At 57.5% G+C, this 22,945-nt stretch carries 20 protein-coding genes and 2 pseudogenes; 16 read left to right on the plus strand and 6 right to left on the minus strand.

Going from position 1 to position 22,945, the window contains the following annotated elements:
- Window positions 1–97 precede the first annotated feature (97 nt).
- Window positions 98–553, plus strand: a complete 456-nt coding sequence (locus ACZZZ4_RS20730) for a hypothetical protein (RefSeq protein ID WP_463548622.1) — start codon at window positions 98–100, stop codon at window positions 551–553.
- A gap of 115 nt (window positions 554–668) precedes the next feature.
- Here the strand turns inward: ACZZZ4_RS20730 and ACZZZ4_RS20735 are convergent, their stop codons facing one another.
- Complete coding sequence (locus ACZZZ4_RS20735) at window positions 669–1,280, minus strand: DapH/DapD/GlmU-related protein (RefSeq protein ID WP_463548623.1); 612 nt, start codon at window positions 1,278–1,280, stop codon at window positions 669–671.
- 110 nt (window positions 1,281–1,390) lie between these two features.
- On the opposite strand from ACZZZ4_RS20735, the gene ACZZZ4_RS20740 reads away from it, so the two are divergent.
- Window positions 1,391–1,690, plus strand: coding sequence for a hypothetical protein (locus ACZZZ4_RS20740; protein WP_463548624.1), 300 nt, complete (start codon window positions 1,391–1,393; stop codon window positions 1,688–1,690).
- A 43-nt stretch (window positions 1,691–1,733) separates the two neighbouring features.
- Here ACZZZ4_RS20740 and ACZZZ4_RS20745 read toward each other — a convergent pair whose 3' ends face one another.
- From ACZZZ4_RS20745 to ACZZZ4_RS20755, 3 genes are all read right to left on the minus strand, one after another.
- Complete coding sequence (locus ACZZZ4_RS20745) at window positions 1,734–2,636, minus strand: bestrophin family protein (RefSeq protein WP_463548625.1); 903 nt, start codon at window positions 2,634–2,636, stop codon at window positions 1,734–1,736.
- Between the two features lie 165 nt (window positions 2,637–2,801).
- Complete coding sequence (locus tag ACZZZ4_RS20750; RefSeq protein ID WP_463548626.1) at window positions 2,802–4,112, minus strand: NTP/NDP exchange transporter; 1,311 nt, start codon at window positions 4,110–4,112, stop codon at window positions 2,802–2,804.
- 57 nt (window positions 4,113–4,169) lie between these two features.
- On the minus strand, window positions 4,170–5,216 hold the full coding sequence (locus ACZZZ4_RS20755) for an SDR family oxidoreductase (protein ID WP_463548627.1): 1,047 nt from the start codon (window positions 5,214–5,216) through the stop codon (window positions 4,170–4,172).
- Window positions 5,217–5,361: 145 nt separating this feature from the next.
- Between ACZZZ4_RS20755 and ACZZZ4_RS20760 the strand changes: the two are divergent.
- From ACZZZ4_RS20760 to ACZZZ4_RS20780, 5 genes and pseudogenes are all read left to right on the plus strand, one after another.
- Window positions 5,362–6,278: pseudogene (locus ACZZZ4_RS20760) on the plus strand (LysR family transcriptional regulator).
- 140 nt (window positions 6,279–6,418) lie between these two features.
- Window positions 6,419–6,949 carry a PAAR domain-containing protein gene (locus tag ACZZZ4_RS20765; RefSeq protein ID WP_080769371.1) on the plus strand — a complete coding sequence of 177 codons (531 nt, stop codon included), beginning with the start codon at window positions 6,419–6,421 and terminating at the stop codon, window positions 6,947–6,949.
- On the plus strand, window positions 6,946–7,839 hold the full coding sequence (locus ACZZZ4_RS20770) for a glycine zipper family protein (protein WP_463548628.1): 894 nt from the start codon (window positions 6,946–6,948) through the stop codon (window positions 7,837–7,839). Before ACZZZ4_RS20765 ends, ACZZZ4_RS20770 begins: the two co-directional genes overlap by 4 nt.
- Window positions 7,840–7,865: 26 nt before the next feature.
- Window positions 7,866–8,471, plus strand: a complete 606-nt coding sequence (locus tag ACZZZ4_RS20775) for a hypothetical protein (protein ID WP_129998504.1) — start codon at window positions 7,866–7,868, stop codon at window positions 8,469–8,471.
- A gap of 278 nt (window positions 8,472–8,749) precedes the next feature.
- On the plus strand, window positions 8,750–9,388 hold the full coding sequence (locus ACZZZ4_RS20780) for a hypothetical protein (protein WP_463548629.1): 639 nt from the start codon (window positions 8,750–8,752) through the stop codon (window positions 9,386–9,388).
- Between the two features lie 357 nt (window positions 9,389–9,745).
- On the opposite strand, the gene ACZZZ4_RS20785 is transcribed toward ACZZZ4_RS20780, so the two are convergent.
- On the minus strand, window positions 9,746–10,258 hold the full coding sequence (locus ACZZZ4_RS20785; protein WP_463548630.1) for a nuclear transport factor 2 family protein: 513 nt from the start codon (window positions 10,256–10,258) through the stop codon (window positions 9,746–9,748).
- Between the two features lie 192 nt (window positions 10,259–10,450).
- On the opposite strand from ACZZZ4_RS20785, the gene ACZZZ4_RS20790 reads away from it, so the two are divergent.
- Window positions 10,451–11,431, plus strand: coding sequence for an AraC family transcriptional regulator (locus tag ACZZZ4_RS20790; RefSeq protein WP_463548631.1), 981 nt, complete (start codon window positions 10,451–10,453; stop codon window positions 11,429–11,431).
- A gap of 68 nt (window positions 11,432–11,499) precedes the next feature.
- On the opposite strand, the pseudogene ACZZZ4_RS20795 reads toward ACZZZ4_RS20790, so the two are convergent.
- Window positions 11,500–11,861, minus strand: a pseudogene (locus ACZZZ4_RS20795) (DUF6124 family protein).
- A 549-nt stretch (window positions 11,862–12,410) separates the two neighbouring features.
- Here ACZZZ4_RS20795 and ACZZZ4_RS20800 point away from each other — a divergent pair.
- From ACZZZ4_RS20800 to ACZZZ4_RS20835, 8 genes are all read left to right on the plus strand, one after another.
- Complete coding sequence (locus ACZZZ4_RS20800; RefSeq protein WP_463548632.1) at window positions 12,411–13,736, plus strand: APC family permease; 1,326 nt, start codon at window positions 12,411–12,413, stop codon at window positions 13,734–13,736.
- Entirely contained in the window at window positions 13,733–14,272 is a 540-nt protein-coding gene (locus tag ACZZZ4_RS20805; protein WP_463548633.1) for a DUF488 domain-containing protein, read from the plus strand. Before ACZZZ4_RS20800 ends, ACZZZ4_RS20805 begins: the two co-directional genes overlap by 4 nt.
- A 130-nt stretch (window positions 14,273–14,402) precedes the next feature.
- Complete coding sequence (locus ACZZZ4_RS20810) at window positions 14,403–15,029, plus strand: TetR/AcrR family transcriptional regulator (RefSeq protein WP_463548634.1); 627 nt, start codon at window positions 14,403–14,405, stop codon at window positions 15,027–15,029.
- A 169-nt stretch (window positions 15,030–15,198) separates the two neighbouring features.
- Entirely contained in the window at window positions 15,199–16,470 is a 1,272-nt protein-coding gene (locus ACZZZ4_RS20815) for an OmpP1/FadL family transporter (RefSeq protein WP_415762748.1), read from the plus strand.
- A gap of 69 nt (window positions 16,471–16,539) precedes the next feature.
- Complete coding sequence (locus tag ACZZZ4_RS20820; RefSeq protein ID WP_463548635.1) at window positions 16,540–17,679, plus strand: efflux RND transporter periplasmic adaptor subunit; 1,140 nt, start codon at window positions 16,540–16,542, stop codon at window positions 17,677–17,679.
- Entirely contained in the window at window positions 17,676–20,744 is a 3,069-nt protein-coding gene (locus ACZZZ4_RS20825) for an efflux RND transporter permease subunit (RefSeq protein WP_463548636.1), read from the plus strand. The genes ACZZZ4_RS20820 and ACZZZ4_RS20825 overlap by 4 nt, the downstream gene beginning before the upstream one ends.
- Before the next feature lie 142 nt (window positions 20,745–20,886).
- Window positions 20,887–21,705 carry an alpha/beta fold hydrolase gene (locus ACZZZ4_RS20830; RefSeq protein WP_463548637.1) on the plus strand — a complete coding sequence of 273 codons (819 nt, stop codon included), beginning with the start codon at window positions 20,887–20,889 and terminating at the stop codon, window positions 21,703–21,705.
- Window positions 21,695–22,870, plus strand: coding sequence for a PAS domain-containing sensor histidine kinase (locus tag ACZZZ4_RS20835; protein ID WP_463548638.1), 1,176 nt, complete (start codon window positions 21,695–21,697; stop codon window positions 22,868–22,870). The genes ACZZZ4_RS20830 and ACZZZ4_RS20835 overlap by 11 nt, the downstream gene beginning before the upstream one ends.
- Window positions 22,871–22,945 lie beyond the last annotated feature (75 nt).

Consider the following 22,945-nt stretch of genomic DNA (forward strand, 5'->3'; position numbering starts at 1 on the left):
ATATCGCATTTTCATTTACCATTCGCACGTCGCCTGTTCCGGCGGCGTTCAGCCCAACGGCTGCATTACCAAATTGCAATGGAAGGATTCCCGCGTCATGTCCAATACGTTGTTCCGCACACTGGCTTTGTCCAGTCTGTTCGTGCTCGCCAGCTGCACCACTGCAACGCCAACCGCACCGACACCTGTCACTTCCAAAGCCATTGAAGCTTTTATCGACATTTGTCTGAAGACCGCCCCGTCGTTCGCCGGCTCGGCTGAAGCAGCCAAGAGCAATGGCATCACCGACCTTGTGGACATGGGCTTTACACGCATCGGCTTCACCGCAGACAAAAATCTCTCCGTGCAACTATCCGAAAAGGAGTGCGTCGTCGCCACTGATAGTCAGTCGGATAACAGCCTGACCCGGCAATTGCTGAGTGCCGCGCAGACTTATTCGCAAACGCCGGTTGCTGATCGTGTGCCGACCAAGGTGAGTATTCAGGACAACAACTTCATTCTTCAGCACGACCGCAAGGGCGGTGAGACGTATGTACTATTGAGGAACAGGTGATCAGCGCTTTTATCTGCGCATGAAAAAGCCCGCTTTGCGGGCTTTTTTTATGGGAATTTGCTGAGTGGTGCAGCCCCGCGCGATAGCGATTCAGTTCCGGAGGGGACATTTCGTTTTAATCGTAGGCGAACTGGTCAACCAGTCCCAGGCGAGGAACACGTGTGTGGGGCCGCAACAAAGCGCCAGGAGCAATCACGGCGTTTGCGCCAATCTTGCAGCCATCACCCACTAGCGCTCCAAACTTGCTGACACCTGTTTCGATCACCTGATCTTCATGGCGGATCTTGATATCGGCCCCGTCCAGTTCGTTCCGGTAATTGGCGATGATCGCGCCGGCTTCAATATTGACCGCTTCGCCGATCAATGAGTCGCCGACGAAGTTGAAGTGGGCAAGCTTGCTGCCATCGAGCATGAACGTACTTTTCAGCTCGCAGCTGGGGCCAACGATGCAGTTTTTGCCGAGGTATACACCTCCCCGTAGATAAGCCCCCGCCGCGACGAAGCAGCCTTCGCCGATGATGATTGCGCCTTTCAGCACAGCGCCTTGCTCAACGATGGCGGTTTCATGAATCGCACAATTATTGTGGCGCCGGTATCCCGGGCCGAGCGTTTCAAGCAATTTCAGAATCCGGCTCTCGCAATCCTCAACCACCGCCCAAGGGGCAGCGGAGTCCACGCCCAGTAATGGCCATTGAGCGATGTAATCTTCGATTTTTGGCGATTTCATAAAAATCTTCCGAATAAGTGAAAGTGAGGCGTGGGTGGACTGTCGACGACTTGAACGACTCGCTATGCCTGCCAGTCTTACCTGTACAAGCATTTTCAAGGTACGGCGCAATGGATAAGACAATCACCGCGGATCAACTGGCAACCACTGATCTTGGATCAATCAACGAGATATGGCTCGGCGGAACTCATACCCAGTTATGTCTATGGCGTGCTGAACAGGTCTTCACCCACGAAATGCTTAGCGAGGGGACACATGATCAGAATGTTCGACGCCTGTGCTTGCAGTTGATTGACCCTGACGATCGAGACGCAGTGGCCCGTGTTGAGGCGATCGCGCGCGAACGACTGGAAGAAATGGGCAAGCAGGGCGAGTTTTATCCCGCCGAGGCGGCGGACACTCGTCAATAGCCGCTCCGCATCTGAGGAAAAGCGCTGCTGCTAAAGCAGCGCCTCAAGCGAGCTCTTCAACCCTGTGCACATCCCCCAACGAATCACGCTGCATCGACTGTAAATTCTTTTCGATGGTTTCGCACAGCGCTTCCATCTGAATCTGGTGTTCGCTGTGGCGGAACGGGCTTTGCAGATCGGTGCCGATGCGCTCGATGGCCAGCAGCATGAACCCGACCACGGTCGACGCCAGCGGCGTGAACCAACCGAGGGATTCGACCAGACCTATCGGGACGATCAGGCAGAACAGCGAAATGAACAGCCGTGGGAAATACACATAAGGGTAGGGCAGCGGGGTATTGGCGATCCGCTCCATGCCGCCCTGACTGTTGGACAGGTCCACCAGCGTCGACTCAAGCCGCGCCAGGCGAATACTGTCCAGATGCCCGGCCTTGTATTCGCGAGCGAGCAAAGTCGCCGAGCCGGTGAGAATATCGTTGGCAAAGTTGTTAGTCGTGCCGCTGCGCGCGAACTCATCGGCGGGAATAAACGCCCGCACCTCGTCGGGACACGGCTGACCTTGCAGGTGCGCGGCGAGGCAATTCACGTAGGCCACGTGGCGGCGCAACAGCGTGGATTTGACCGGATTCACCTCGCCGCCGGCATCGTCCAGCAGCGTCAGCACCTGCCGCGCAAAGCTACGCGAATTGTTGATCATCGACCCCCACAGCGTTCGCGCTTCCCACCAACGGTTGTAAGCGCTGCTGTTGCGAAAACTGATCAACACGATCAACGCCGAGCCGAGCAAGGTCAGCGGCATCAGCGGCAGGTTCAGCTTGGCGTTGAGAAACAGCATGAAGTCGACGGTGACGGCGATGTCCCAGAGCAGCAACCAGAACAAAGACCAGCCCACGTAACCCAGGGTCTTGATGATCAGACGGTATTTTTTGACGATGGCAGCTTTCAAACGGAAACCTCGCGACGAGCTGTTTGCTTAAACGCTTAAGCTCGGACGATACCTGGCACCGGCAGTTCCCTGGTGGAGCGGTCAGCCGTCAGTCGGTCTGCAAAGCCTGGCCATTGGAATGGTCAACGTTTGCGAGAAAAATCCCCGCCTCCCGATTCGACTGCGCTATGCGTGGGTTTGCCGCACTCCCGCCACACTGGCTCGGCGGTCCGCTCGCTCGCCGAGCCGCCATCCCAGCAGCCCCCACAGCAGTGCACACAACGCGCCGACCAGCGCTGCCATGCCTGCTCCCTGGCTGAGGGCGTCCAGCGCGCTTTTCGCCCAGGCACTGATGGCGTCGCCGGCGCGGTAGACCACGGTGTCGATGAAGTTCTTTGCCTTGTACTTGCTTTCGGCATCGAGCGGGGCAAACAGCATTTCCCGACCTGGGCGCACGAGGGCGTACTCACCGATCCGGCGCACGATCATCAGCGCGGCGATCAGGCCGAAGCCGGGCGCGAAGATCAGCCCGATAAACCCCGCGCACATGACCAGCGGCACCATGGCCAACAGCACGCCGACACCTAGTTTTTGGACGAGGCGTCCAGTGATGAACAGTTGACAGAGCAGGGCGCCCGCCTGCACGACAAAGTCGATGATGCCGAACACGCGCACCTGCGCCTCGCGATCCGGGAAGTGTTCGGCGACGACGCGTGCCTGCTCGAAGTAAAGGAAGGTGGAGACTGTCGCCAGCAGCACCACAAAGCCGCAGATGCCGAGCAGATAGGATGATTTCAAAACGGCCGTCATACCGCTGAACGGATTGCCCGGCAACGGCCTGCGAGGGCTTTCGCTCGGCGCGGCATCGGGGCGTCCTGCGCCACCCCGTTCACGCCAGCGCATCAGCTGGCGCTTGAACCACATCGCAGCGGCGAGCAGAACAGCGGCCAGCAGCATCAGGCCGGACTCGCCCAGCGGACCGATCAGCAAGGCGCTCAGCGCAGGGCCACTCAGGCCACCGACGCTGGCGCCCGCCGCGATGAAAGCGAACAGGCGTTTGGCCTGGGCACTGTCGAATACATCGGCCATCAGGCTCCAGGCGACCGATACGACAAACAGGTTGTAGACCGATATCCACACGTAAAACACGCGCGCCAGCCACGGGCTTTCCTCGCCAAGGAACACGGCAGCGAACAACAGCAGGTTGGTGCAGAAAAATCCGTACACCCAGTCCACGAAATGCAGGCGCGGCACGCGTGCGCTGAGCCAGGCGAACAGCGGAACGGCCGCCAGCATGACCAGGAAGGTCGCGGTGAACAGCCACTGCAAGTTCTCGACGCCGGCAGTGATGCCCATCGATTCGCGGATCGGACGGAGCATGAAATAGCCGGCGAACAGGCAAACGAACAGCAGAAAACCGTTGAGCGCAGGGCGCAGCTCATGAGCCTCGGCATTGATGATGGCGCCGGCGCGGTGGGCGAGAAGAGACGTATCCATGTTGCGCTCCTGTAGGAGGGTCGAGGCAATGGCACGGGGCCTGCCCGTGCCGGGCGCTCAGCGGTAGGTGACGCCGGTCAGTCGCTCGGAGAGTTGCCACAGCGTGGCCGAATTCGAGCGATCGGCAGCGGCCGGCGGCATCTTGGCGAAGCCCAGCGGCCCGCGCTTTTCGTTATCTCCGGTGGGCCCATAGTAGGCACCGCCAACCGCCTCCAGTGCTGTCGCTGCATACAGCGTGGGCAGTGCGCCCTGCGCTGGGGAATGATACAGGTCCCGCTCTACAGCCCATTGTTTGCCGAATTGACTGTCCAGGCCAGGCCCACGGGCGATCAGTTCGGTCACGGCAACGCCGGGGTGAGCGGCGATGCTGCGTATCCCCCAACCGGCGGCATCGCTGCGCTGCTGCAGCTCAATACTCCACTTCAGAACCGCCAGTTTCGATTGGCTGTAGCTGGCGAAAGGGTCGTAACTGCGCTCAGCCTGCAGGTCATCGAAGTTCAGGCTTGCGCGCCCGGCGGCGATGCTCGACAGGCTGACCACCCGACCATCGTCGCTTTTGCGTAGCAGAGGCATCAGCAGGCCGGTCAAGGCGAAATGCCCCAGGTAATTGGTCGCCAGCTGCATCTCGTAGCCATCCGCCGAAACGCCTCGAACAGGCGGCGACATGATCGCGGCGTTGTTGATCAGCACGTCGAGCCTCGGCAGGCGCCCTTGCAGACGGTTGGCGAGGTCGCGCACCGATTGCAGATTGGCAAGGTCCAGCGTTTCGAATTGCACACGTGCGTCGGGCACGGCTTGCTTGATCTTCGTGATTGCTTCGCGGCCGCGCTCGGCGTTGCGTGCGGCGATGATCACCTCGGCACCGGCGCGCGTCAGGGCCAGCGCGTCTTCATAGCCCATGCCGCTGGTTCCCCCGGTGACCAGCACGATGCGGCCTTTCTGGCTGGGCATGTCGTGGGTTGACCAGTCCGGCTTCGGCTCCGTTCGGGGAGTCGCCTGCGCAGCCAGTGTGCCGGCCATCGCGGAAATGGCGAACAGCATTCGGGTGGCCTTGAGAAGGCGTTGGGTCGCGGTATTGCTCGGCGTAGCGGGTGAATGGCTCATCGGGGGATTCTCATTCGCGTGACAGGTTCCCGCTTGGCGGGGCGAGTGAGCAGTATCGGTGTACGAGTGCGCGAGGATAAGTCGGGCATTGGTGGATGGCCCGTACGGTATGGCGTACAGTCAGTCGCTTGCGGAGGGAGCGTCCATGCGTAAACCAAACCTTACCGATGTGTCGATATTTGCTGCGGTGGTCGAGGCGGGGGATTTCGTGCTGCCGCGCAAATACGCGGTCTGTCCGCCTCGTCGCTGAGCGATTGCATGCGTCGGCTGGAAAGCGACCTGGGCGTGCGCCTGCTCAATCGAACCACGCGCAGCGTCACGCCGACGGCAGCCGGCGAGCGATTGCTCGAGCGCCTGCGCCCGGCCTTGCAAGAAATCGATGCCGCTTTCAACGATCTGGACGACGACGCTCAGCGCCCGGTCGGCACGCTGAAGCTCAATGTGCCAGTGCCGGTGGCACGTTTTCTGTTGCCCGACCTGCTGGCGCGTTTTCTGCGCCTTTATCCAGGGGTCAGTGTCGAAGTCGTCATGGACAACACCTTCGTCGACGTCAACGCTGGCGGGTATGACGCCGGCGTGCGCTATGAAGAGAGCCTGGCCAAAGACATGATCGCCGTGCCCATCGGCCCGCGTCGCCAGCGTTTCGTTGCGGCGGCCGCCCCGGGCTATCTGGCTGAACGCGGTACGCCCACTCACCCCGAAGAACTGCCGGGCCATGACCTGCTTGGCCATCGGTTCGAGAGTGGCAAAGTCGGCGTATTCGAGTTTCATCGAGACGGCCGTATCGTGCGTCTCCCGCCTCAGGGGCAACTGCTGACGTCGTCGCACGATCTGAAAATTCGCTCTGCCATCAATGGACTGGGCATCGTCTATACCTTCGAGGACTTCCTGCGCGAGCCACTCTCCGATGGTCGACTGGTGCCGATTCTCGAGGACTGGTGGCAGTCCTTCGACGGCCCGTTTCTTTACTACCACGGCCGCCGCCACATGCCTTCGCCGCTCAGGGCGTTTGTGGGTTTTTTGCGGGGGGAAGGGCAGGTTGCGGAGAGTTCAGGTGTTTGAAGCGCTGTTTCGTAAGGCCAATCACCCCTCAATTGAACTCTGCATCAAACCCCCAATGCCCCAATCTGGGGTACATATGGTTGGCGACCCTCCTTTTATGCCAGAATTCTTCCGATTCTAATTTTACAAGGATGTTAAAGATGTCAGGCAAACCTGCCGCTCGCGTTACCGATCCTACCTCTTGCCCTCTGCCTGGTCATGGCGTTAATCCAATTGCCTCTGGGTCTCCAGACGTTTTCTTCGATGGGTTAGCTGCCGCTCGGCAAACTGATAAGAGCGCATGTGGCAGCCCTATCGTCGGAGATGTAGCTTCGACGGTGCTCATCAATGGGTTACCTGCAGCAACCGTTGGTAGCACTGGCGCCCATGGGAATAACGTCATCACTGGCTCCAGTACCGTAATAATTGGTAACTCGCATACTCCAGCGGATTTCACACCTCCTTCCGCAATGCCGCTTTGGGCACTGGTGTTCGATGAGCAGTTTCGTATCGTTGGTACTGATGGTCAGCCATTAGCTAACGTTCCCTACCACATCAAAGATGAGTCAGGAATGGTCTATACCGGGTTTTCGGATGAGTCAGGACGTACTCCGAGAATTGCTACGAGCAAACAAGAAACTCTGGAAATTACTACAGGAGTTGCGGCCCTTGAAAAGTGGGGTGAAGCATGACGGAGTTTTCTTGCAAAGTACCCACAAACAAGGAAGCCGGCTCGGTAAGTAACGTACCAGGCTATGCGATGCCGGCGAATATTCATCTTTTCGTCGCAGTCGATGAAATCGGAAAGGATGGATTTTTAGTTAGAAAAATTTACTCGTCTCCGGACAATCCTCATCTTGTTGCAAAAAATTTACCGGAATTCCAGATGAAACACGAAGTCTGGCCCGAAAAATATGGTATGCGCCCCGTCGCTCCGAACTCAAATGCCACCGTAGCAGAACATGTATTCAGCAGCAGGAAATATCCATCAAGCTATCTTTCAACAAGCTCCGAGTTTCCCAGCGGCTCTCCAAGGTTCGACGGTAAAGTTGTCTATATCGACATTGAGAAAGCGAAGGCGGCTGGAGCAAAGTTAGTTACGACGGAGGAAATCCTTAAGTCGTTAGAAGACTATAAAAAAGTAGCTCCGAAGAACTCGGCGAGAATCGACCAGATTGCTAGCTGGGTGAGAGATATCGACAAAGAAGTACTGGTGAAAGCAGAAAAAGTACCAGCTAATGCGATTTTCACACCAAGGTCTTATCAAGTGACCAATACGCTCATGAAGGGTGCAAGAGTCGTAAGGGTTTTCGCCATTGGATTTACTGCGTATGACCTAAAATTAGCCACAGAAGAATCAATTAAGCAGAAAAGCGTTAAACCTATTTCTGTCGAAGTGGTGAAACAAGCAGGCGGCTGGGGAGGCGCGATGGCCGGTGCAAGGATAGGGTTCGTTGCAGGTGCTGCGGTTGGTATAGAAACCGGACCTGGTGCATTTGTAAGTGGTGCAATCGGTGGAATAATATTTGGCACTGCAGGGTACCTGGGCGCGACCTGGCTCGCTGACTACTTACAAGAGTGAAAAAGTATATGAGCTGGTTAGGTCGTATGAAGAAGGTGTTCAAGACTACCCCTGAGGAGCAAATCGTTGGTTATTCGGTTGTAGAGTTAAAATCTATATTTGGAATCACGATCACTGAGGCTGTAGCAGGGCATCGAAATTACCCTGTTTACTCAGCGTTGACTCCTGCAGGAATACAAGCCTATTACTCAAGTTTTGTCATCGACAAAGCTGAGGTGGCTGGTGTTGAAAACCTTATTAACGAACGGTTCTCACCCGTCAATGAAAGAGTGTTCAATGGATTGGTCGTAACTCGCTTTCAGCATCGGCTGAGTGGTGAGCAGCTTATATTGTCTATTTCATATAAAGAATTCAATAGCGCTACGATTCGGCTGGTCACCAACAGTTCTCAGCTATTGTCCCGGTTAAGCGAAACAAAAATTGCGGCTCCTCCTCCGTGGTTGGTCTTCGATGGATACGAGGCGTCTTGGTGGGGAGGTGACATGCAGGGGGCACAAGGTTTTTACAACGACAACTATTTCTTTCCGTTTTTTTCATCGCTAAGTCCAGCAGAAAGAACTGCTTATTACGCAAGATATTCCGCACCTGAGGAGTGGATCAGGAGCCTAGAGTTGACTCTGGATCTTGAATAGCGATAGCTATAGCTCTGCTTCGGTCAAAAGTAGGGCACAGTTCGATGGCTGCTTTCGGCCAAGAGCTGTCGTTTATTATGCCTACAGATTTTGGAGCGATCCGATGATCCGAGCACAGTCTCTACTCGAATAAAAGTGCCTCATCGCGGCTTTAATCAAGACTCACCATTTTAAATACGATGTTTTTTTAGGATAAAAATGCAAGAAATCTTAGAGTCAATAACCCTTCTTGATACGAAGGACTTGATTTTGCTGGGGCTAGGGGAGTTCTCGGATATTTGCTCAGTCTTATCGCCGCCAAACAAACCGAGAAAAAGAAAGACTTGGTATTGGAAGTCTTAGGGCGCCAGATCGTTGCAGAGGCCACTGAATATTGTCCTTTTCGGATTGTCGATCTCGCTGGTGAGCCGCTGGACAACGTTTACTTTATCGTTGTGCGCGTGTGGAATAGAGGTCGAGAAGCAGTGCGAGGCGATGAAATTTCACCCAGTGCACCTATCACGATTGACTTGGGTGACGATATCAAAGTTATTGGGCCACCCCGTGTGACTAAACCTCATCAGGCGATGGATTTTTCCATCAATTTAGTAGATCAGAACAGATATCAAATTGGTTTTGACTGTTTGAATCAAGACGAATGGGTGCAAATCGGTTTTTACACGGCTGGCAATCCCAGAGCAGTAATAAAAGGGACTGGCCGTGTGTTCGGACAGCATTCAGATTTTGCTATAACCACTGATGATTCCAAGGCTACTATTTATGAAAGACTAACTGCTTTGATTGCGTTCGCGATGATCGTTAGTAGCCCGTTCTGCCTTTTTTTGCATTATGGTGGATATACGAGGACTACACATTGGCAGAAGTTTTTCATCAGCCTGACAAACTACCAAAAACTCTATCAGCGATGCTATACCTAGGCATACTCATACCAGTGATCTCGGCATTCTATTTCTTTTCTCTGTGGCTAAAGCGTAAACGCAACCCTAAAGGCTACCCTATACGCGAAGATTTTGAGCCGACCCAGAGCCAGTCGTTAAAAGCTTTTTATCTGACAGCGCTGCATGGAAAACGCTACGAAGTATCTACATCAGTCCATGACTACGGTGAGATAACAGTGCGTTCTTCCCCAAGCAAAGAGCCGTAACTCATTGAGACGCAAGTAGCCTCTCATGGATGGCGGCTATTGGCCGAAACCCGACATTCGGTAGCTGGCCCCTCCGTATATCTTGCAGCTTCTTGCAAGCAGATCCTTCAGGCGATCCTGGCGGGCTTATCTATTCCACATCGCCAGCTTGAAGGGGAATCCGCCTGATAACGTCATCGTAAGGCACCAGGTCGAGAAAGGCAGTGACTTCGGCTGCCTGCGAGTTTTGCATGCGCATGATCCATACGTAGCTGTTGCGATAAGGCGCGCCGTCGGCTGCGGTGGCGGTGCCGTCCCAGTGGACAACGACGTCATCGCCTTCAGCCCAGATATCCGTCACCGTCGGGCGAACGGGCGAGGCGAGCCGTTTTGCGAAGGGTTGGACTGCGCGTTTCAGGAAGTCGTCTCGGCCCCGATAAGTACCTGCCCAAGGGCTCGTCCCCTTGATTGTCCAGATCACATCGGGAGCCAGCACATCTGTGAAGAACGTCCGGCCGCCTTGAGCCCACTGGTTGAACGCTTGCGCAATGAATTGGCGGTTGCGTTCCGTAGTCGGTTCGCTGGCCACGGCGGGCGCCGGCCCTGCAATGAGTGTGGTGAGAACTAGTGCTAGCGCTGTAGAGAGGCGTTGAACAAACGTCATTTGCTGTGCTCCTTGATCTGTCCGATGAGCCCCGTCGAGTTGGATGGGCCGTTGTTGTTATCTGTAAGCCGCTAGTTGCGTTTCCACACACCCGTTGTTCTATATGAGGCATTGGCAAAGAATCGGCGCGGGTGTGGACGGCAGTATCTCTGGGCCTCATCTGAAGTGTGACGTATGAGCGGAGGAGGGCTGTTGCAGGATCGTCCTGATTTCTTGCTTGATCATCCGATACCAGATGTCGAACCGCCGCATGCCCTCGTTATGGAGTTGTGTTTGAATTCCCTTTCAAAGCTTGTCGATATCGTTGGTCGTCACGCCCAGAATGACGGCATTCACAGCACCGCAATTCCGAGTGTCAGCCTGATTCGTTCGGCTTCGCCCACGATGCCTATGCCGGTGGTGTACGAGCCGACACTCTGCCTAGTGGCTCAGGGACGGAAACAAGCGATGCTGGGCACTACCGCCTATGTTTACGATGCGGCCAAGTACCTGATTGCATCGGTAGACCTTCCGGTGATGGGCTCGGTCATCGAGGCGAGTGAGGCTGTTCCCTATCTGTGCCTGGCGCTGGATCTCGATACCGCTGTATTGAGTGAACTTGCGCTGCGCCATCCGCTAAGAGAAGAGAGCGTCAGTGCACCGCCGGCAGGCATTACGCTCAACGATACGACTCCAGAACTGCTGGATGCTGCGGTTCGGCTGGCCGGGCTGCTCGACAGGCCACGGGATATCGAAGCGCTCGCTCCGCTGGTGATTCGCGAAATGCTTTATCGCCTTCTAACCGAGAATGGCAACAGCATCATCAGGCAGATGGCACAAGCAGACAGCCGCTTGAACCAGATCGCGAAGGCTATTGCCTGGCTGCGCAGTCACTACAACGAAGCATGCCGGGTAGATGACCTCGTCGGTATCGCCGGGATGAGCCGTTCCTCGTTTCATGTGCATTTCAAAGCGATTACCTCAATGAGCCCGCTGGAATTTCGTAATCAGTTGCGGCTACAGGAAGCACGCCGACTGATGGTCACCGAAGCAGTAGATGCCGCAGAGGCGGGATATACAGTCGGTTACGAAGGTCCCTCGCAGTTCAGCCGAGACTACGCCCGCTTGTTCGGTATGCCACCAGCGAAGGACGCCTGGCGGCTGCGCAGGGCGGTCGAGGTGTCGAGCCGATGATTTGCCCTGCCGGCTAACGCGATTGGCGTCCAGGGACGCGGTCCATAGCCGTCACAGGGCATCTTCGTTTACTCCACCGGCACGACGTTATCCAACGCCTGATTAACCGCCAGCTCCCCGAGCATCACTACCTGCGCGATACCTTGCAGTGTCTTGCGCGCAGATCCTTCAACCATTCCAATCACATCACTCAACATCACCGAGGCCGAGCCCAGCGATTCGCTGGCATTGACCAGCAATTCTTCGGTCGCGGTTTTCGGGTTGGCGAGGAACATGCTGCTGGTTTGGTAGGGCGTGGTTTTGATGGTGTCGCTGGGTTTGAGGTAGTGGTCGAGGGCGCGGTCGGCGGCTTCGTGGAGTTTTTTGAGTCGAGGGATTCGTAGGGGGAGGTTGGGTCTAACTGTGGCGGGTTTGGCGTGACTTTGAACATGATCTTTCTCCTCGTGCCGCTTTAAAAGGAGCCATCACCCGTTCGCTACCAAACGAAGGGTGGCGGCCATGCGCAGGTTGGTAGACCGGGACACGAGGAAAACCGGCGCGCTCGAAAGCGCCCTGCGCATGGCCACCATGAAAGCCAGGCGAGGACTTCGCCAAATGGTGTCATTGCGCACCTCATATACACGGGCTACCAAACCCGATCACTGTTTTCAGTGACCGGCCAACGATAGAACCACGGCCCGAGGCGCACAAGCCGGCGGATTCTGGCGTAGTCGTAGGCAATGGCGCAAGGCGTTGTAGCTTGCTGGCATAGTCTGGGTATCGCTTTTAAACGAGGTGTTTAGGGAATTGGTTTGGGCTGAGGTTTTGTGTTGATCGGGCTGGGGTCTTCGCGAGCAGGCTCGCTCCCACAGGTGTCGAGTTGGCAATGTTTATAGCGTCGTGCCGACAAGCCCCATCACACATTTTGAACTTTGCTTTCGGCGCCATTTCCATTGTTTGAGGTGACAACCCTCCAGCTCCTACCCACCTGAACCAAGGAATGACCGTGACGGCTCCCACTCATAAACCTGCTCTGCGCCGGGCTATCACTTTCCCGATGCTGTTTCTGTTTATTCTCGGCGATGTACTCGGCGCGGGTGTTTACGCACTCGCCGGAACGATTGCAGGGGAGGTGGGCGGCGCGATTTGGGTGCCGCTGCTGATTGCGCTGTTCTTCGCCATGTTGACGGCGGGTTCCTACGCAGAGCTGGTGACCAAATATCCCCACGCCGGCGCGGCTTCGGTGTTCGCGGAAAAGGCCTTCAAATCATCGCTCATTTCCTTCCTGGTCGGTTTTTGCATGCTGGCGGCTGCGGTCACCAGCGCTGCGGGTTTGTCGCTGGCGTTTGCCGGTGATTACTTGAACGCCTTTGTCGACGTATCGCCGCAGAATGCAGCCTTGGTCTTTCTTCTGGCTATCGGCCTGCTCAATGCGCGGGGGATCAAGGAGTCGCTTGGGGCAAACCTGGTGATGACCGTGATTGAACTGTCCGGGTTGATTCTGGTGATCGTGGCTGCGGTCTGGTATTTCCGCACAGGCGAGGCGGACCTGGGGCGGACGCTCACGTTCAAGCCCGGCGTCAGTCCGATGCTGGCGGTGCTGGGGGCGGCATTGTTGGCCTTCTATTCTTTCGTTGGCTTCGAAACCTCGGCGAATCTGGCGGAGGAAATCAAGGACGTGCGCAAGGTTTATCCGCGTGCTCTTTTCGCGGCTTTGCTCACGGCTGGTGTGGTTTACATGGCGGTGGGTGTGGCAGCTTCTTCGGTGTTGCCTACCGAGAAGTTGGTCGCCACGTCGGCGCCGTTACTCGAAGTTGTCCGTGCATCGACCCTCCAAATTCCACCGACACTCTTCTCCTTCATTGCGCTGATCGCTGTCGCCAACGGTGCGCTGTTGACCATGATCATGGCCAGTCGATTGACCTATGGCATGGCCAACCTTGGGCTGTTGCCGGGTGTTTTAGGTGCGGTGCTGCCTGAACGAAAAACCCCGTGGGCTGCCATTGTCGCAACCACCCTGGTAGCGATTGCGCTGACGCTCACCGGTACTTTGGCAACGCTGGCAGAGACCGTCGTATTGCTGTTGTTGTTCGTGTTTCTGAGTACCAATGTGGCGGTGCTCGTCCTTCGTCGCGACAGGATTGAGGAAGATCACTTCCGCGTGCCGACCTTTGTCCCGGTGCTTGCGATCGTCTCGTGTCTGGTGCTGCTCAGTCAGCAAGGCTGGGAAACGTGGTTGCGCGCGGGGGCGTTGCTCATTGTCGGGATGTTGCTGCACGGCTGCTCTCGCATGAAGTTTTCCGCGATCAGCAAGCCCAGCCAATGAGCACAGTCATTTTCACCATTGGCCATTCCACCCGGCCAATCGACGTCTTCATCCAGATGCTGAAAAGTTTCGACGTTAACGCCGTGGTGGACATCCGCACCGTGCCGCGCTCGCGGACCAATCCGCAATACAACCTCGATGTGTTGCCAGACCTGCTCGCCGAATCTGACATCCAGCATTACCAGATCGCCAGCCTCGGCGGTTTGCGCAAGAAATCGAAAACCGTGCCGAATGAGGTCAACGCATTCTGGGACAACCGCAGCTTCCACAACTATGCGGACTACGCCTTTTCGGATGAGTTTGAACAGGGGCTGAATCAACTGTTGCGGCTCAGCGACAGCAGACGCTGCGCGATCATGTGCTCGGAGGCTGTCTGGTGGCGCTGCCATCGTCGAATAGTTGCCGATTACCTGCTGAGCCGAGGCGTGGAGGTCTTGCACATCATGGACATAGGCAAGTCCACGGAGGCAATACTCAATCCTGCGGCCGAGCGAACAGGGAATAAGCTTTGCTATCCGAGGCGTTTGGAGGGGTAGGGTTCGACTGAGGTTCTTCGTCGATTGGGCGGGCGTCTTCGCGAGCAGGCTCGCTCCCACAGTGGGTGGATAGTGGTATTGAAATGTGTCACACGTTGTCAGTCGGCGGGCGGGTGAGTAAGCTGCCGACATGAATCAGACTTCAGTTTCCCCATCCTTCCCCGGCCCGCGTGGTCCCGTCGAACACGACATTCGTGATCAGATTGTCGCGGCGGCCAACGAGCATTTCAGCCAGTACGGCTATGCCAAAACCACGGTGTCCGATCTGGCCAAGGCCATCGGTTTCTCCAAGGCGTACATCTATAAATTCTTCGATTCCAAGCAGGCGATAGGCGAAGCCATCTGCGCGAACTGTCTGGGGCAGATCGTGGCGGCGGTCGAGCAGGCGATCAATGAAGCAGACCTGACGCCGACCGAGCGCTTCCGCCGCTTGGTGAAAACCGTGATCGCCACGGGTGTGAACCTGTTCTTCAACGACCGCAAGCTCTACGACATTGCCGCATTCGCCGCTGGCGAAAACTGGCCGAGTGCGCAGCGTTACGATGCGCAGATCAAGCGCTTTATCACCGACATTGTCCGTGAAGGGCGAGAGGCCGGTGAGTTCGAGCGCAGGACGCCGCTGGATGAAACCGTCGAATCGATCCACTTGGCCCTGCGGCCCTTCGTCAATCCCCTGATGCTGCAACACAACCTGGATTTCATCGAAGTGGCGCCCACGCTGACTTCGAACCTCATCTTGCGCAGCTTGATGCCTTGACGCTCTGCTGATCCGAGGAGTCGGATCAGTCGCCCCAAAACCAATCCTATTCCTGACGCAACGACATTTCCGCTGTTTTGGAAGTGACGGTTGACTGATATGGTCACTCGGATAACATGGCGCCGCAGTTTGGTCATTCCATTTCCGAGACACCCATAGAGTCCACACAATGAAAAAAACAATGCTCAAGCACCCGGTGGGGCTGGCTGTCGTTCTTGCGTCGTCGAACGTTCTGGCGGGCGGTTTTGCGCTCAATGAGCAAAGCGTCAGCGGCATGGGATCGGGTTTTGCCGGTCGCTCTTCTTCGGCGGAAGACGCCAGCACCGTTTTCGGCAACCCGGCAGGCATGGCGCGGCTCAAGCGCGAGCAGGCCAGCGTGGGGCAGGCGACGTTGTTTGCGAAGTCCGATATCAGCCAGACCCGCAGCACGTTCGGCGGCAAGGAAGACGGCGACATGGTGCCGACCACCACGGTGCCGATGGGTTATTACGTCAAACCGATCGACGAGCATTGGGCGTTCGGCGTTGGGTTTTACGTGCCGTTTGGCCTGATCACCGACTACGGCAGTGGTTTCGCCGGCCGCTACTACGCCAACAAAAGCGAAGTCACCACGCTGACGTTCCAGCCGACGATCAGCTATGCCTTCAACGACAAGGTGTCGATCGGCTTCGGCCCGACCATCAACCGCATCAGCGGCGAGCTGTCGGGGATGGTCGCCAATCCGCTGAGCCCCGGGCGCAACGACGGCAAAGTCAAAAGCACCGGCGACGACACCGCGCTGGGCTTCAACGCCGGGGTCATGGTGCAGGCCACCGAGCAGACCCGCCTGGGCCTGACCTATCATTCAAAAGTCAGTTACCACCTCGACGCGAAAAGCAAACTCAGCGATGGCATCTTCAACGTGCTCGGCGTAAGCGGTCGCAGCTATGACGCGTCGCTTGACGTCGACACACCTGAATCCGTGGACTTCTCGGTCACCCATCAACTGAACAACGACTGGACGCTGTATGCCGGCAGCACCTGGACGCGCTGGAGTCGCTTCAAAGAGCTGACCATCGAAAACAGTGGATTGCCGCCATTGCTCGCCGCCCAGTTGGGCACGATCAGCGAAGAGCAGAACTGGCATGACACCTGGGCGCACGCCATCGGCGCGGCGTACCGGTTGAACAACCAATGGGTGCTGCGTACCGGGTTCTCGGTTGATCAATCGCCGGCGAACAACACCAATCGCGGGCCGCGCATTCCCACGGGCGATCGCAAGGTGTTCAGCCTCGGTGCCGGTTGGACCCCAGCGGAGAATGTCACCATCGACGTCGCCTATTCCTATCTCTGGGAAGAGAGCGTCGAGATCAACGACATCTCGGCAGGCAAAGGGTCGTACAGCGCCAAATACAAGAACAGCGCCAGTGGACTCGGTACTTCCGTCAGCTATCGCTTCTGATTCAGCGCTGAAAATCGGGCCGGCGACATAGTGACTGTTGACGACATCGGTCACAAGACTGAGAATATGATGATCATCCTATTTTCAGTAGAGGAATTCCATGCGCCGGCTCCGACCTTTCCCCTCGCGGTATGTTTGTTGCCCTTGGCCCTGACGGCGTGCGGGGATTCCTCCAGCGCAAAAGATCCACGTACCTTGGCGCCGATTGTCAGATCGGCGGCGGTGCAACCGGCAGAAGATGGAACACGATCATTCACCGGCGTCGTCGCTGCGCGCACCCAGGGCGATCTGGGCTTTCGCGTTTCGGGCAAGGTGCTTGAGCGTCTGGTTGATACCGGTCAGACGGTCAAGCGCGGCCAGCCACTGATGCGCCTCGACCCAATCGACCTCGGCCTGCAGGCGCGAGCTCAGCAAGAAGCGGTGAGCGCCGCTCGCGCCCGAGCCATACAGACTGCCGGTGACGAAGCGCGCAATCGCAAACTCGTCGCCGCCGGCGCTATTTCGGCATCGGCCTACGATCAGTTCAAAGCCGCGGCCGACACCGCCGGGGCGCAACTCAACGCCGCTGTGGCGCAAGCGGACGTCGCGCGCAACGCCTCGGGTTACGCGGTTCTGGTGGCAGACGCTGATGGCGTAGTGGTGGAAACCCTCGCCGAGCCCGGGCAAGTCGTCAGCCCGGGACAACCGGTGGTGCGGCTGGCGCGGGCCGGTCAGCGGGAGGCCATCATCCATTTGCCCGAGACCCTGCGGCCCGCACCGGGCTCCACCGCTCAGGCAAAACTGTATGGCGATACGTCGGCTGCCGTGAGCGCAAAACTGCGACTGCTTTCCGATTCGGCCGACAGTACCACTCGTACGTTTGAGGCGCGCTATGTGCTCGAAGGCAGGTTGGCCAATGCGCCAATCGGCTCGACGGTCACCCTTGATATCGGCCAGGGTTCTACGCCAAGACAGGCATTGAAAGTGCCCATCGCCGCCATCTACAACGCAGGCGAGGGCCCCGGTGTGTGGGTGATCGCAGGCACACCGGCGAAAGTGAGCTGGCGCCCGGTCGAGGTGCTGGGCTTGAGCGATGATTCGGCCCGTGTCGCTGGCGAGCTCAACGTCGGCGAACCGATTGTTGCGCTGGGCGCGCATCTGCTGCGCGATGGCGAAGAAGTGCGCTTGCTTGCGCGCGACGATGGCCAGATTGCCGGGAGCCGTCCATGAGCGAGGGCCGGTTCAACCTTTCCGCCATCGCTGTTCGCCAGCGCGCAATCACGGTGTTTCTGATTTTTCTGATCGCTGTGGCCGGCGTCCTGTCGTTCTTCAAATTGGGCCGGGCGGAAGACCCGCCGTTCACGGTCAAGCAGCTAACAGTGATTACCGCGTGGCCGGGGGCGACCGCGCAGGAAATGCAGGATCAGGTCGCCGAACCCCTCGAAAAACGCTTGCAGGAACTGAAGTGGTATGACCGCTCGGAAACCTACACCCGCCCGGGTCTCGCATTCACCGTGGTCTCGTTGCTCGACAGCACACCGCCATCGCAGGTGCAGGAAGAGTTTTATCAGGCACGGAAAAAGCTCGACGACGAAGCGATTAAGCTGCCGGCGGGTGTCATGGGGCCGATGGTCAACGACGAGTTTTCCGACGTGACCTTCGCGCTCTTCGCCTTGAAAGCCAAGGGCGAGCCGCAGCGCTTGCTGGTGCGCGACGCGGAGACTTTACGCCAACGCCTGTTGCACGTACCGGGGGTGAAAAAGGTCAACATCATCGGCGAGCAGGCCGAGCGGATATTCGTTTCGTTTTCCCATGATCGCTTGGCGACGCTGGGCTTGTCGCCGCAGGACATCTTCGCCGCGCTGAACAATCAAAACGTGCTGACGCCCGCCGGATCGGTCGAAACCCAAGGGCCAGAGGTGTTTTTGCGCGTCGACGGCGCGTTCGACACGTTGCAGAAAATTCGTGACACGCCGGTTGTCGCGCAGGGACGCACCCTGAAGCTGTCTGATGTCGCGACGGTCGAGCGCGGCTACGAAGACCCGGCAACCTTTCTGGTGCGCAACAACGGCGAAGAAGCGTTATTGCTCGGCGTGATCATGCGCGAGGGCTGGAACGGCCTCGATCTGGGCAAGGCGCTGGATGCCGAGACAGTCAGGATCAACGAAGAAATGCCCTTGGGCATGACCCTCTCGAAAGTCACCGATCAGGCGGTGAATATCGACTCGGCGGTCGGCGAGTTCATGGTCAAATTCTTTGTCGCGCTGCTGGTGGTCATGCTGGTGTGCTTTCTCAGCATGGGCTGGCGTGTCGGCGTGGTGGTCGCAGCGGCAGTGCCGTTGACCCTGGCGATCGTGTTTGTGGTGATGGCGGCCACTGGCAAGAACTTTGACCGGATCACCTTGGGTTCGCTGATTCTGGCGCTCGGCTTGCTGGTCGATGACGCGATCATCGCCATTGAAATGATGGTGGTGAAAATGGAGGAGGGCTACGACCGCATCAAGGCCTCGGCCTATGCCTGGAGCCATACCGCAGCGCCAATGCTGGCCGGTACGCTGGTCACGGCGATTGGCTTTCTGCCCAACGGATTCGCGCAATCAACGGCAGGTGAATACACCAGCAACATGTTCTGGATTGTCGGCATCGCGCTCATTGCGTCGTGGGTCGTCGCCGTGGTTTTCACGCCGTACCTGGGCGTGAAGCTGTTGCCGGATATCAAGAAAGTCGAAGGCGGGCATGCGGCGATCTACGACACGCCGCGCTACAACCGTTTCCGGCGGATTCTGGCGTGGGTGATTACGCGCAAATGGCTGGTGGCGGGCGTGGTTGTCGTGTTGTTCACCGTTGCGATCCCAGGCATGGGGCTGGTGAAGAAACAGTTCTTTCCGACCTCTGACCGCCCGGAAGTGATGATCGAAGTGCAGATGCCCTACGGCACGTCCATCGAGCAGACCAGCGCCGCGGCGGCCAAAGTCGAAGCCTGGCTGCACAAGCAGGAAGAGGCCAAAATCGTCACCGCCTATATCGGTCAGGGTGCGCCACGGTTTTTCCTGGCAATGGCGCCGGAATTACCGGATCCATCATTCGCCAAAATCGTCGTGCTGACCGACAGCCAGGACGCCCGTGAAATCCTCAAGTTGCGTTTGCGTGAAGCGGTCGCCGAAGGGCTTGCTCCAGAAGCGCGCATTCGGGCCACGCAAATCGTCTTCGGGCCGTACTCGCCATTCCCGGTGGCCTACCGGGTGATGGGGCCTGATCCGGCGAAACTGCGCGACATCGCCGAGCAGGTCAGGGCGGTGATGCAGGACAGCCCGATGATGAGAACCGTCAACACTGACTGGGGGCCGCTGACGCCGACGTTGCATTTCAACCTGGATCAGGACCGCTTGCAGGCGGTGGGGCTGACGTCCAGCGCGGTCGCCCAGCAGTTGCAGTTTCTGCTCAGCGGCGTGTCGATCACGGCGGTTCGCGAGGACATCCGTTCCGTCCAGGTCGTCGGCCGCGCGGCGGGCAATATCAGGCTGGATCCGGCGCAGATCGAAGGCTTTACGCTGGTCGGAGCGGCGGGGCAGCGCATCCCGCTGTCGCAGATCGGCCAGATCGAAGTGCGCATGGAAGACCCGATCCTGCGCCGCCGCGATCGCACGCCGACCATCACTGTGCGTGGCGACATCGCCGAAGGTTTGCAGCCGCCGGACGTTTCCGGCGCGATCATCCAGCAGTTGCAGCCGATCGTCGAAAACCTGCCTTCCGGCTACCGGATTGAACAGGCGGGCGCCATCGAAGAATCCGGCAAGGCCGGCAAAGCGATTCTGCCGTTGTTGCCGATCATGATCGCCATGACGCTGCTCATCATCATCGTCCAGGTACGCTCGATCTCAGCGATGATCATGGTCTTCCTTACCTCGCCGTTAGGCCTGATCGGTGTGGTGCCGACGCTGCTGATCTTCAACCAGCCGTTCGGCATCAATGCGCTGGTCGGGTTGATTGCGCTGTCGGGGATTCTGATGCGCAACACATTGATCCTGATCGGGCAGATTCATCACAACGAGCAGGAAGGGTTGGCGCCGTTCCATGCCGTAGTCGAAGCGACAGTGCAACGGGCGCGCCCGGTGTTATTGACCGCGCTTGCAGCGATTCTCGCGTTCATTCCGCTGACCCACTCGGTGTTCTGGGGCACGCTGGCCTACACGCTGATCGGCGGCACGTTTGTTGGCACGATTATCACGCTGGTGTTTCTGCCGGCGATGTACGCGATCTGGTTCAGGATTCGGCCTGAGAACAAACAGCAGTAGCGGGGCTGTCGAAGGTCCGTATGAAGAAGGTTTGAATCTGAACTTTCGTGCTGGGCAAGCCCTTGACGGTGACGTGCAGCGCGCAGCTGTCTACACTGCGCGCTGCACCTGAAAATCCTTCGGGTGATTCGGAGCGTCCAGCATGTCTGTCCAGCATCGCAATAACGTGAACGTAGTAGGCGATGGCTCGGCAACGTTGGTCTTCTCCCACGGGTTTGGCTGCGATCAAACCATGTGGTGTTACCTCGTGGAGCATTTTACCGATCGCTTCAGGGTCGTCCTTTATGACCTTGTCGGGGCCGGACAGTCTGATCTCACGGCTTATGACCCGCAGAAATACAGTTCACTGGAAGGCTACGCGCAAGATCTGGCTGAAATCATCGATGAGTTCGCTGTCGGCCCGGTCATCGTCGTCGGTCACTCCGTCAGTGCCATGATTGGCGCATTGACTGACAGAGCGCATCGGGGTCGTATCGCAGCTCATGTGATGATTGGCCCGTCTCCTTGCTATGTCGACTCCGGGGGTTACGTCGGGGGATTCACACTCGAAGACATCAACTCTCTGCTGGATACCCTCGACAGCAATTATCTCGGCTGGTCGAGCACCATGGCCCCCGTCATCATGGGGGCTCCCGGCCAACCGGCGCTTGGTGAGACGCTGACGAACAGTTTTTGCCGGACTGATCCGGAAATCGCCAAGCAGTTCGCGCGGGTGACATTCATGTCGGATAACCGCGATGACGTCGTTGGTCTGGACACGCCGACACTGATTTTGCAGTCCACGGATGACATCATCGCCCCTGTTGTCGTAGGTGAATATCTGCACCGGATCATGCCCAACAGCACGCTCTGTCTGGTTGACAATGTCGGTCACTGTCCGCATATGAGTGTCCCCTGCGCCTGCTCGGCAGCCATGGACCGCTTTCTTCTGCCTTGGACGAAAGACGCAGATGGTCGCTGAACCCTCCCTGATTCCCGATCCTCAGGCGCTTTTTGACGACGCGCCATGCGGCCTGATCGTTACCGGCGAAGACGGCAGCATCCTGCGTGCGAATAAGACTTTCTGTACCTGGATCGGTTGGGAAAACCCCGATCTGCAAGGCCGGCGCTTTCAGGATTTGCTCACCATGGGCGGACGGATTTTTCACCAGACTCATTGGTCTCCGCTGATACAAATGCAAGGCTCGGTGTCGGAGGTGAAACTGGATCTGGTGCGTCGCGACAAGGCCTTGATACCCATGTTGCTCAATGGCGTTCGTCAGCAGCACGAGTCCGGCGTTGTCTATCAGTTGGCGTTGTTCTGCACCACCGACCGGGACAAGTACGAACGTGAGCTATTGAAAGCCCGGCAACTGGCTGAAGGGCTTCTGGCGAATAAAGTGGCCGCTGAAACAGCATTGTCGCAGGCGCAGATGGAGCTGAAAGAAGCTTATGAAAAAGCGCAGCGTCGGGCGCTATTTGCTGAGCAAATGGTTGCCATTGTCAGCCATGACCTCAAGAACCCGCTGACGGCTATCAAAATGGCGGCAGAAATGCTCGGTCGGAAAATGCCTGAGGGGAGGGAAAAGCTGATGCTGAGCCACATCGGCAGCTCAACGGATCGAGCGCATCGAATGATATCTGATCTGCTCGATTTCGCTTCGGCCAGAGTCGGCCGAGGGCTATCCGTTTCGCCCACGGTCATCGATTTGCATTCGGTGGTGGCTCAGAGTGTCGCTGAGCTAAGGGTGGCTTTTCCAGATGTCGCTATCGAGCATCAATCGGTTGGGCGGGGAGATGTCGAACTCGACGCTGATCGCATGCAACAGATCATCGGTAACCTGGTCGCCAACAGTGCCGCCTACGGCGACCAGAAAAGGCCGATTACTGTAATTTCCACGCTTGATGCCAACCGGGCAAGCATTTCGGTTCACAACTTCGGCCCGGCGATTGCCGAGTCAGCTCGGGCGAAGCTTTTCGAGCCCATGACCCGTGGCTCAGACCAGGATGATCACGTTCGCAGCGTCGGGCTTGGTCTCTTCATCGTCCGGGAAATCGTTACTGCCCATGCAGGCGATATCTCCGTGCGCTCGACGGCTGATGACGGCACTACGTTTACGGTGAATTTTCCTGCTCAAGCAAACTGATCAGGCTCCACACATCAGCCTTTACGGGTGCCTGGAACACAAGCCAATTCCTTTGATCAAGACCAAACATGGTGG

The sequence above is a fragment of the Pseudomonas sp. AC252 genome (genome assembly GCF_979258105.1).

Bases quoted from the DNA above. Each gene is read 5' to 3' on its own strand.
- ACZZZ4_RS20785 (WP_463548630.1), bottom strand. From the start codon at position 10,258: ATGACGTTTGTTCAACGCCTCTCTACAGCGCTAGCACTAGTTCTCACC.
- ACZZZ4_RS20755 (WP_463548627.1), bottom strand. From the start codon at position 5,216: ATGAGCCATTCACCCGCTACGCCGAGCAATACCGCGACCCAACGCCTT.
- ACZZZ4_RS20800 (WP_463548632.1), top strand. From the start codon at position 12,411: ATGACCGTGACGGCTCCCACTCATAAACCTGCTCTGCGCCGGGCTATC.
- ACZZZ4_RS20770 (WP_463548628.1), top strand. From the start codon at position 6,946: ATGACGGAGTTTTCTTGCAAAGTACCCACAAACAAGGAAGCCGGCTCG.
- ACZZZ4_RS20775 (WP_129998504.1), top strand. From the start codon at position 7,866: ATGAAGAAGGTGTTCAAGACTACCCCTGAGGAGCAAATCGTTGGTTAT.
- ACZZZ4_RS20730 (WP_463548622.1), top strand. From the start codon at position 98: ATGTCCAATACGTTGTTCCGCACACTGGCTTTGTCCAGTCTGTTCGTG.
- ACZZZ4_RS20765 (WP_080769371.1), top strand. From the start codon at position 6,419: ATGTCAGGCAAACCTGCCGCTCGCGTTACCGATCCTACCTCTTGCCCT.
- ACZZZ4_RS20830 (WP_463548637.1), top strand. From the start codon at position 20,887: ATGTCTGTCCAGCATCGCAATAACGTGAACGTAGTAGGCGATGGCTCG.
- ACZZZ4_RS20740 (WP_463548624.1), top strand. From the start codon at position 1,391: ATGGATAAGACAATCACCGCGGATCAACTGGCAACCACTGATCTTGGA.
- ACZZZ4_RS20805 (WP_463548633.1), top strand. From the start codon at position 13,733: ATGAGCACAGTCATTTTCACCATTGGCCATTCCACCCGGCCAATCGAC.
- ACZZZ4_RS20810 (WP_463548634.1), top strand. From the start codon at position 14,403: ATGAATCAGACTTCAGTTTCCCCATCCTTCCCCGGCCCGCGTGGTCCC.
- ACZZZ4_RS20815 (WP_415762748.1), top strand. From the start codon at position 15,199: ATGAAAAAAACAATGCTCAAGCACCCGGTGGGGCTGGCTGTCGTTCTT.
- ACZZZ4_RS20750 (WP_463548626.1), bottom strand. From the start codon at position 4,112: ATGGATACGTCTCTTCTCGCCCACCGCGCCGGCGCCATCATCAATGCC.
- ACZZZ4_RS20825 (WP_463548636.1), top strand. From the start codon at position 17,676: ATGAGCGAGGGCCGGTTCAACCTTTCCGCCATCGCTGTTCGCCAGCGC.
- ACZZZ4_RS20735 (WP_463548623.1), bottom strand. From the start codon at position 1,280: ATGAAATCGCCAAAAATCGAAGATTACATCGCTCAATGGCCATTACTG.
- ACZZZ4_RS20820 (WP_463548635.1), top strand. From the start codon at position 16,540: ATGATCATCCTATTTTCAGTAGAGGAATTCCATGCGCCGGCTCCGACC.
- ACZZZ4_RS20835 (WP_463548638.1), top strand. From the start codon at position 21,695: ATGGTCGCTGAACCCTCCCTGATTCCCGATCCTCAGGCGCTTTTTGAC.